At 72.8% G+C, this 9,257-nt stretch carries 9 protein-coding genes; 6 read left to right on the plus strand and 3 right to left on the minus strand.

All coding sequences use genetic code 11. From position 1 onward, the window contains the following. Positions 1-8 precede the first annotated feature (8 nt). From BMW78_RS15095 to BMW78_RS15110, 4 genes are all read left to right on the plus strand, one after another. The gene (locus BMW78_RS15095; RefSeq protein WP_091761411.1) at positions 9-1,019 is read left to right on the plus strand and encodes a patatin-like phospholipase family protein; all 1,011 of its coding nucleotides are present in this window, start codon (positions 9-11) and stop codon (positions 1,017-1,019) included. Continuing rightward, the gene (locus BMW78_RS15100; RefSeq protein ID WP_091761413.1) at positions 1,016-1,438 is read left to right on the plus strand and encodes a DUF6912 family protein; all 423 of its coding nucleotides are present in this window, start codon (positions 1,016-1,018) and stop codon (positions 1,436-1,438) included. The genes BMW78_RS15095 and BMW78_RS15100 overlap by 4 nt, the downstream gene beginning before the upstream one ends. Positions 1,439-1,526: 88 nt before the next feature. Next, positions 1,527-3,017, plus strand: a complete 1,491-nt coding sequence (locus BMW78_RS15105; protein ID WP_091761415.1) for an ATP-grasp domain-containing protein — start codon at positions 1,527-1,529, stop codon at positions 3,015-3,017. Between the two features lie 85 nt (positions 3,018-3,102). Beyond that, positions 3,103-3,885: a SprT-like domain-containing protein gene (locus BMW78_RS15110; protein WP_091761417.1), complete on the plus strand. Its 783-nt coding sequence runs from the start codon at positions 3,103-3,105 to the stop codon at positions 3,883-3,885. On the opposite strand, the gene BMW78_RS15115 is transcribed toward BMW78_RS15110, so the two are convergent. Both BMW78_RS15115 and BMW78_RS15120 read right to left on the minus strand, forming a co-directional pair. Beyond that, positions 3,882-4,757 (minus strand): alpha/beta fold hydrolase, encoded by an 876-nt coding sequence (locus tag BMW78_RS15115; RefSeq protein ID WP_091761419.1) that lies wholly within the window; start codon positions 4,755-4,757, stop codon positions 3,882-3,884. The two genes, BMW78_RS15110 and BMW78_RS15115, sit on opposite strands and share 4 nt — an antisense overlap. 10 nt (positions 4,758-4,767) lie before the next feature. Beyond that, positions 4,768-5,601 carry an alpha/beta fold hydrolase gene (locus BMW78_RS15120; RefSeq protein ID WP_091761421.1) on the minus strand — a complete coding sequence of 278 codons (834 nt, stop codon included), beginning with the start codon at positions 5,599-5,601 and terminating at the stop codon, positions 4,768-4,770. Positions 5,602-5,658: 57 nt separating this feature from the next. Between BMW78_RS15120 and pruA the strand changes: the two genes are divergently transcribed. Then, entirely contained in the window at positions 5,659-7,287 is a 1,629-nt protein-coding gene (gene pruA / locus BMW78_RS15125) for an L-glutamate gamma-semialdehyde dehydrogenase (RefSeq protein ID WP_091761423.1), read from the plus strand. Between the two features lie 93 nt (positions 7,288-7,380). On the opposite strand, the gene BMW78_RS15130 is transcribed toward pruA, so the two are convergent. After that, positions 7,381-7,881, minus strand: a complete 501-nt coding sequence (locus BMW78_RS15130; RefSeq protein ID WP_177180417.1) for a DUF2505 domain-containing protein — start codon at positions 7,879-7,881, stop codon at positions 7,381-7,383. 241 nt (positions 7,882-8,122) lie between these two features. Between BMW78_RS15130 and BMW78_RS15135 the strand changes: the two genes are divergently transcribed. After that, positions 8,123-9,257 (plus strand): HNH endonuclease (locus BMW78_RS15135; RefSeq protein WP_143056279.1); only part of this gene is annotated, 1,135 nt, incomplete at its 3' end.

Below are 9,257 nucleotides of genomic sequence, written 5' to 3' on the forward strand. Positions count from 1 at the left end.
GGCAGGCCGTGAGCACCGAGCTCGTTCCCACTGACGCCGGGCGCCCCCGCCGGGGCCTCGTGCTCGGCGGCGGCGGCGTGCTCGGCGCGGCCTGGATGGTCGGTGCGCTCAAGGCGCTCGAGGACGAGATCGGCATGGACGCCCGTCACTTCGACCAGTACGTCGGCACGTCGGCCGGCGCAGTGATCACGGCGATGCTCGGCTGCGGTGTCTCGGTGGCCGACTTGGTGCGCCACCAGCTGGAGGGCGCCATCGACGTCGGGCCGCTCGCCGGCTACGAGTGGGACTACCACCGCGACACCGGCGGCGACCGCCCGCCACGGCCCCGGGTCAGCCTCGGGTCCCCGGAGCTGCTGCGCGCCAACGCGCGCCAGCTGCGCCAGCTGCCGCCCACGGCCGTGCTCTCCGCCATCGTCCCCGAGGGCCGGGGCAGCATCGAGGCGGTCGGCGCCCTCGTGGCGTGGGTGGCCGGGGACGGCTGGGCCCCGCGCGAGGGCGTGTGCGTGACGGCGCTGGACTTCGACGCGGGCCAGCGGGTGGCATTCGGCCGGGAGGGTGCCCCGCCCGCACCGCTGTCGTCGGCGGTGATGGCCTCGTGCGCCATCCCGGGCTGGTACCAGCCGGTGCGCGTGGGGGAGCACCGCTACATCGACGGCGGGGCGTGGTCGTCGACCAACCTCGACCTCATGGCCGGTCTCGGGCTCGACGAGGTCTTCGTGCTCGCGCCCTCGGTCAGCTTCGTCCAGGACGCACCGAAGCACTGGAAGACGCGGGTCGAGCGGCAGTGGCGCAACCGCGTCACCCTGCGCTGCCTGCGCGAGCTGCGGCGGGTGCACCAGGAGGGCACGCACGTCACCGTGCTCGGACCCGGCGAGGAGGACCTCGAGGCATTCGGCGCGAACCTGATGGACGTCCGACGCCGCCCTCGTGTCATCGAGACCTCCCTGCGAACATCGGCGCAGGCCCTGCACGACCCGGCACCCCTGCCGAGCGCCACCGACTTCGAGGATGTGGGATGAGCCAGACCCGGATCTACGTGCCGCTCAACAGCGCGCGCCTGCGCGAGCTGAACGAGAGGCGCACCTTGGCGGAGTCGCCGCTGGCGGCCTTCGCCGTGACGAGCCGGCTGGAGCGCTCGATGCCCACGGGCGACGAGGAGGAGTGGGAGTACGCCGCTCTGTGTGATGCGCTCGAGGCGGCCTCCTGGTTGCGTGAGAAGCAGGACGCCAAGCGGGTCGTGGCCGCGGCCGACGTCGAGGCGGACTGGGTGAAGGCGGGCGGGGAGGCTTCGGCCCCCTCGGCCGTTGAGGTGACGGAGTCGCTCCCGCTGCCGCGGATCGTCTCCTTCCACATCGACGAGTCACCGGGCGCTGACGGGGCGGAGGACCTGCTCTGGTACGACGCCACGGAGCTCGACGAGGTCACGCGTCTGGTGTAGACGCCTCCTTCAGTCGCAGACGTCGATCAGCGCAGACCCTTGGCACGGAGCCACGGCGCAGACGTCGATTCCCACAGCGGGAGGGCGCATGGAACCGATCCACGACCTGCAGGCAGGACTCGCTGACGTCTGGGCGCTGAACCAGCCCGGCTCGACGGCCGAGCACGTCGTGGTGGTGCTGCCCTCGCTCAACATCTCGCCCAGCATGCTGCGGAACTACGGCCCTCGGCTCGTGGCGCTCGAGCACCGTTACCTCACCGAGGTGCTCATGCTCGCCCGGGTCCCCGGCTGCGAGCTGGTGTTCGTGTGCTCCTCGCACCCGGGACGTGCGGTGCTCGACTACTACGCCGGCCTGGTGGCGGGCCACCTGCAGGAGAGCGTCCGCTCGCGCGTGCACGTGGTGGCGGTCGAGGACCTCTCGGCGCGCCCGGTCGCGGTCAAGCTGCTGGAGAACCCGGACGCCCTGGCGCGCATCACCGACATCATCGGCGGTCGCCCGGCCCTGATCGAGCCCTGGAACGTCACGCTCACCGAGGTGGCGGTGGCCGAGCGGCTCGGGCTGCCGCTCAACGGCACGCCTCCGCACCTGTGGCCCACGGCGTTCAAGAGTTCTGGTCGCCGGATCTTCCGGGAGAGCGGCGTACCCGTGCCCCTCGGCCACGAGGACGTGCGCTCGGTCGAGGACGTCGCGCTCGCCATCGCCGCCATCGTGGCGGCCAACCCGGAGACCCGCGGGGTGGTCGTCAAGCACGACAACAGCGGCTCGGGGGAGGGCAACCTCGTCGTCGGCATCAGGGACCTCGACGGCAGGCCGGTCGGCAGCGACGACCTGCGGCACATCCTGGACCAGTCGATCCCTGAGTGGTACCGCCTCGACCTCGAGGCCGGCGGTGTCGTCGAGGAGCTGGTGGCCGGCGACGCGTTCACCAGCCCCAGCGCGCAGGTCGACGTGGCACCCGACGGGTCGGTCGAGGTGGCCGCCACCCACGAGCAGGTTCTGGCCGGCGACGACCGACAGGTGTATGCCGGGTGCACCTTCCCAGCGAACCCCGAGTACACGGGGGTGCTGGCCCACCACGCCCGTGCTGTGGGCGCCCGCCTCGCCGACCTCGGCGCACGGGGGCGGCTCAGCGTCGACTTCGTCGCGGTTCGACAAGATGCCTGGGACGTCCTGGCGATCGAGGTCAACCTCCGCAAGGGCGGCACCACCCACCCGCTGACGGCGCTGCGCCACCTCGTCCCGGGGCGCTACGACGCTGACCAGGGGAGGTGGCTCGCCGACGCCGGCGGAACGCGGTGCTACTCCTCGACCGACAACCTGCGCGACCCGCGCTGGCAGGACCTGCGGCCCGCCGCCGCCATCGACGCCGTCGCGGCCTCGCTGGCGGCGTTCGACCGCGGGGCCGGCAGCGGCGCCGTGCTGCACGGCCTGTCGGGGCTCGGCATCGACGCCCGCTGCGGTGTGACGGCCATCGGGACGTCCCTGGAGGAGGCGGACGCCTTGCTCGAGGAGGTGCAGGGGGCCATCCAGGCGGCCGCGACCCGGGCCCGGACCACCGTTGTCGGAGGCGCCACCTAGAGTTCGTGGCCAGTCGACCTCCCCGGCCCGGCAGGAGCCGTGCGTGGTTGCAGTGCCCCGTCCCGCAGGAACCCAGGAGTGGCCCATGGACACCCGCGACGCCCTCGCCCTCGCCCGCTCCCTGGTGGCCGAGCACGGGCTCTCGGGTTGGCGGGTCGAGCTCGACCGGGCCAAGACGCGGGCTGGTGCGTGCCACTACGCCAAGAAGCTCATCACCCTCAGCGGCCCGCTGACCTGGCTGCACTCGGAGGAGCAGGTGCGCGACACGATCCTGCACGAGGTCGCCCACGCGCTCGTGGGCCCGCGCCACCGGCACGACAAGGTCTGGCGGGCGACGGCGGTCCGGATCGGCTGCACCGGGGAGCGGTGCGTGCCCCTCGACGCACCCAAGGTCGAGGGCGACTGGACCGGCACCTGTCCCGCCGGGCACGAGGTGAACCGGCACCGCCGCCCGCAGCGGCTGCAGTCCTGCTCCCGGTGCGCGCCCTCCTTCGACGTGCGCCACCTGTTCGAGTGGACCCACCGGGGGCGGCCGGCCGCGATGTCACCGGCGTACCAGTCGCAGCTGGCGGCGGTGCGCCGGAACCTGGAGCAGGCTGCTGCCGCTGCGCGAGTCGCCGCGAACGAGCCCGGCCTCTCGGGTGTCACGCCCTTCGAGCTGTGGGGCAAGGCAGCTCTCGACCCCGACGCATCGACGTCAGTGCGGGCACGGGTCCGGCTGGCCCCGGGTGCCCGCGCGCGCTGCCTGGCGCCCGGCAAGTACTACGGCGTCGTCGGGGTCGTCGTGAAGCGGGGCCGCACGCGCTACCACCTCAAGGTGCCGGCGGGCATCCTCACCGTCCCCTTCGAGCTCGCCGAGGCGGCCTAGCGCCCGGTGTCGGCGTCGGGGTGGCCTGCCGAGCCGCTGGCGTCCCCGCTGGTCAGGGCAGGTCGGTGGCTTGCCTGACGGGCGATCCAGGGGTCGACCACGGCGTGGAACGCCTCCGCGGCGCTCTGCCGGACGTAGTGGTCCGCGTCCGCCACCACGGCGACCTCGACCGCGGGGTTGGCAATCTGTGCCAAGCGCGACTGCGTCTCCTCGGCCACCAGGCAGTCGTGGTCACCGGTGACCACGAGGGTGGGGGTCCGGATCGCCCGCACCAGCTCGTGCCACGCGGTGGCCGACCGGCCGTTGCCGACCGCGATGAGCGACAGGTCGACCTGCATCTTGGCCTCGAGCCAGGCCTCACTCTCCCCGTCAGGCCAGGCGAGGTTCGCCAGCTCGTGCTCCTGCAGGGCGCCCTCGGGGTCGGCTCGCCACTCCTTGACCAGGGTGACCCAGCGCTCGCCGACCTCCGGCCGCGGCTCGGGGCCCACGACGGGGCTGTCCCACGGGGGGTCCAGCAGCACGGCGGCGTCCAGGAGGTCGGGCCACCGTGCCGCCAGCTCGGTCAGTACCCCGCCGCCCAGCGAGTGCCCGACACCGACGACGGGTTCGCCGTCGGCTCGCGCGTTCTCGACGACCGACCGAGCGTCCGCGAGGTAGACCTCCGCGGGTCGCTGCAGCTCGTCCGCCGTGAAGCGCGGTGAGTCGCCGTGGCCGCGGGCATCGACGGCGAGCAGGCGGTAGTCGCGGCCCCACCGCGAGACGGCGTCGGGCCAGCACCGGCCGCTGTCGCCGTTGCCGTGGAACAGCACGAGCGTCGGGCCGTCAGTGCGGCCGAAGCGGTGGACGGCCACGGGGCTGTTCCGGCCGCTCATGTCCGGCCGCTCATGTCCGGCTGCTCACGTGCTGCTCCAGCCAGGGGTCGACCACTGCGTGGAACCCCTCGACGTTCGACCGGCGGATGCAGTGGTCGGCGTCGTGGACCGTCACCACCTCGAGATGGGGGTTGTCCAGTGCGTCGAGCTCCGCCCGCTTGGCGTCGTCCCAGAGGTAGTCGTCGTCGCACGTGACCACCAGCGCGGGGACGGCGATCTCGGCGGCGACCTCCTGCCACGTCCGCCGCACCCGGGCCTCGCCGGTGGCGAGCATGGCGAGGTCGGTCTGCTTCTTGGCCCGAGCCCACCCGTCGTACTCCGACGCCGGCCAGCCCGGGTTGTCGGCGAGGCCCTGGGCCAGCGCGGCCTCGGGGTCGTCGAGCCACTGCTGCGCGTCGACGGCGCGCTCGGCGCCGGCCTTCAGCCGGTCGTCCAGGGTCTCGTCGGGATCCCCGCCGAGGGCTGGGTCCTCGAGCACCACGGCGCGCACCAGGTCCGGGCGCGTCGCGGCCACCGAGCCAGCCGTGCCACCGCCCATCGAGTGCCCCACGAGCACCGGCCGCTCGAAGCCCTGGTCGCGCAATGACTCCAGCAGGGCGACGGCGTCGGCAACCATGGTCTCGCCGACGCCGGCCTCGAGCTGCTTCGGCGTGAAGCGGGCCGAGTTGCCGTGGCCACGCGCGTCCCACGCGAGGACGCGGTATCGCGGGGCCCACCGCGCGGCGGCGTCGGCCCAGCACTCACCGGAGTCCGTGAGGCCGTGCAGGAGCACCAGCGCAGGCGCGTCCTGCGGACCTCCGTAGTCGTGGACGGTGAGATCGGGGGGAAACTCCGGCGACGGCATACGTGACACCATAGGGGTGCACTCACAGCCGAGAGATCCTCAAGGAGTAGCCCCCATATGGATGCCGTCACCCAGGTGCCCGCCCCCGTCAACGAGCCGGTGCTCGACTACGCGCCCGGCAGCAGCGAGCGAGCCGCGCTGGAGATCGCGCTCGCCGAGCTCGGGAGCGAGCGGGTCGACCTGCCCCACACCATCGCCGGCAAGCGGGTCATCGGCACGGGCAAGAAGATCGACGTGCGCCAGCCGCACGCGAAGCGCAAGGTCCTCGGCACCATGCGCAACGCCACGGTCGAGGACGCCCGGGCCGCCGTCGACGCCGCCAAGGCCGCGGCCCCCGGCTGGCGTGCGCTGTCGTTCGACGACCGCGCAGCCGTCCTCCTCAAGGCCGCCGAGCTGCTCTCCGGCCCGTGGCGCGCGCGGCTGAACGCCGCCACCATGCTCGGCCAGTCCAAGACCGCCTACCAGGCCGAGATCGACTCCGCGTGCGAGCTCATCGACTTCTGGCGCATCAACGTCCACTTCGCCCGGCAGATCCTCGCCGAGCAGCCGCTGCTCAACTCCAAGGGCATCTGGAACCGCACCGACCACCGCCCGCTCGAGGGGTTCGTCTACGCGATTACGCCGTTCAACTTCACCGCGATCGCCGGCAACCTGCCGACCGCGCCCGCGCTGATGGGCAACACCGTCGTGTGGAAGCCGTCGCCGACGCAGCAGCTCGCCGCGCAGGTCACCCTCGAGCTGCTCGAGGCCGCCGGCATGCCCCCGGGCGTCATCAACCTGGTGACCGGTGACGGCATCAACGTCTCGAAGGTCGCGCTCACCGACCCCGACCTCGCCGGCATCCACTTCACCGGCTCGACCGCCACGTTCCAGCACCTGTGGCAGGAGGTCGGCGCGAACCTGACCAGCTACCGCACCTACCCGCGACTGGTGGGGGAGACCGGTGGCAAGGACTTCATCCTCGCCCACCCGTCGGCCGACCCCGACGTCCTGCGCACCGCCATGATCCGCGGCGCCTTCGAGTACCAGGGCCAGAAGTGCTCGGCCGCCTCTCGCGCCTACGTGCCGAAATCGCTGTGGAAGCAGATCAAGGCCGACTTGGTCTCGATCACCGAGGGCCTGAAGCAGGGCGACGTCACCGACCTGTCGAACTTCATGGGTGCGGTCATCGACGACAAGGCGTTCGCCAAGCACGCCGCGGCGATCGACCGGGCGCACGCCACGGCGGGCGTCGACGTCATCGCGGGCGGCAAGTACGACGACAGCGAGGGCTACTTCATCCGCCCGACCGTGCTGGAGATCGCCGACCCGAGCGACGAGTCGTTCAAGACCGAGTACTTCGGCCCGATCCTGTCGGTGCACGTGTACCCGGACCGCCAGTTCGACAAGGTGCTCGACCAGATGGAGTCGTTCGCGCCCTACGGCCTGACCGGCTCGATCATCGCCCAGGACCGCGTCGCCATCGCCAGCGCGACCGAGAAGCTGCGCTTCGCCGCCGGCAACTTCTACGTCAACGACAAGCCGACCGGTGCCGTCGTCGGCCAGCAGCCGTTCGGCGGCGGCCGCGCGTCGGGCACCAACGACAAGGCGGGCGCCGCGCAGAACCTGCTGCGCTGGACCTCGGCGCGCTCCATCAAGGAGACGTTCAACCCGCCGACCGCCCACGAGTACCCGCACATGGGCTGACGCCGCCGGCGAACGCCGAGAGGGCCTGGAACCGTTGTGGTTCCAGGCCCTCTCGCGTTGGTGCCGGTATGCCGTGTGGGCGGGTTCCCGGGGTCAGTCCCTCGCGCCGTTGAGCCAGTTCACGCCGGTACGGTGCTCGACCTCGATGGCGGACTCGATGATCGGGGCTGCCGCCTTCTCGATCTTGCCGCCGATGAGCGGCACCTTGGCCTTGAGGTCACCGTCGATGTGCTGCACCGTGCCGGCGCCGCCGGGCTCCAGCCGCACTGTGCCGGTGAGGGAGAGCGGCACGCCGTGGATCTGCAGGTCGATGGTGCCGTGGCGGGAGCCGTCGGCGGTCTGCGGTCCCCACTCCTGCTTCTCGCCGACCTTGAGGGTCTCGCCGACCATGTTGCGCGCGTAGTCGGGCAGCCCCCTGGCGGGAAGCACCCGCTCGGTCCTGATGATCGTCTTGTCGCCGGACAGCTCGACGTCGACGGCGTGCTCCAGCGCGGCCGTGGCGCCGCACTTGGCCTCCTGGAAGCGCGGCTCCGCGAGCATCTCGAAGACCTCGTGCGGCGGGGCGGGGAACTCGACGGTGTGCGAGATCTTCACGGGGACTCCTGGGGTTCGGCAGCAAGGGCTCAGGTTCGCCGTCGATCGTAACCACGGCCGTCGTGGCCGGCCCGCGGGAGGCTTGTCCACACCCGGCGTGACGTCGTCACACCGTCCACAGGGTGCGTCACCGCGGTTGCCTTTCGGGACCCGGTATGCCGCGAAACCCGTTGCGCTGCAACGGTTCCCACGCATCGCGGTGTGAGTTGGGTTGTCGGTGGTCGCCCCTACGGTGGTTGTCATGTCCACCCTTCCAGCCTCCGCGTTCGGTTCCCGGCCGGTGCTGTCCGCCGCCCGGCCCGCGGACGCCGTGCTGGCCGGCGGCCGGGCGCAGGTCGGTCAGCTGTGGGCGCTGTCCGACACCGAGGTCGCCTCGACGTTGGGGCACCTGGAGCGGGTGAGGGCCGCCGCGGAGGCCCAGCAGGTCGCCGTCGTGACCGAGGCCCGCTCCCGCGGGTTGGGTAACGAGCAGGGCTGGTCGGGGGTGGACTGGTCCACCCAGGCCGCGCCGTCCATGAGCACCGGGCACGCCTCCACGTTGCAGGTGGCCGCCGACGCCTGCCGGGACCCGCGGCTGGACGATCGCGCGACCGCGGTGGAGTCCGGGGCCATCTCGCTGGCCAAGGCGGCGCAGCTGGCCCGGTTTCACCGCTGCGCCGCGCCGGTGGCCGACCCGGTCCAGCTGGCCGACGACACGGCCACCCTGATCGCCGCCGCCCCGACCCTGACGGAGCGGCAGCTGGCCCTCGCGATCCGGCACGCCAGCGCCCTGCTGCGCCCGGAGAAGGACGCCGAGCACCTCGCCGAACGGCAACGCGCCGCCCGCGCCCTGTACAAGGGGCCCGGGCCGGGCGGGATGTCCACCTACCGGGTGGTCCTGGACCCCGAGGGCGCCGCCATCCTCGACGCCGCCCTCGACCCGCTCGCCCGACCGCGGCCGGCCAAGGGCGACCCGGACCTGCGCACCCCGGCCGCCCGCCGCGCCGACGCCCTGCTGGCGATCGTCGGCCGCGGCGTCTCCGCCCCGGGCAAGGCCCCGAAGACCGCCAAGGCCCAGCTCGTCGTCACGATGAGCCTGGAACAGCTCACCGGCGCCGTCCGCGGCGCCGGGCTCACCCTCGGCCAGGAGCTCCTCACCGCCGGCACCGTCCGCCGGCTCGCCTGCGAGGCCGACCTGATCCCCGCCGTCCTCGGCACCAACAGCGAGCTGCTCGACGTCGGCCGCCGCAAACGCCTCGTCCCACCCGCCATCCGGTTGGCCGCCTGGCTGCGCGACCGCGGCTGCACCTGGCCCGGCTGCACCGTGCCCGCGCAGTGGTGCGACGCCCACCACGGCACCCCCTGGTGGCAGGGCGGCCACACGTCGCTGGCCAACA

Origin of the sequence: Pedococcus cremeus (genome assembly GCF_900111375.1) — a bacterium.
GTDB classification, from domain to species: Bacteria; Actinomycetota; Actinomycetes; order Actinomycetales; family Dermatophilaceae; genus Pedococcus_A; species Pedococcus_A cremeus.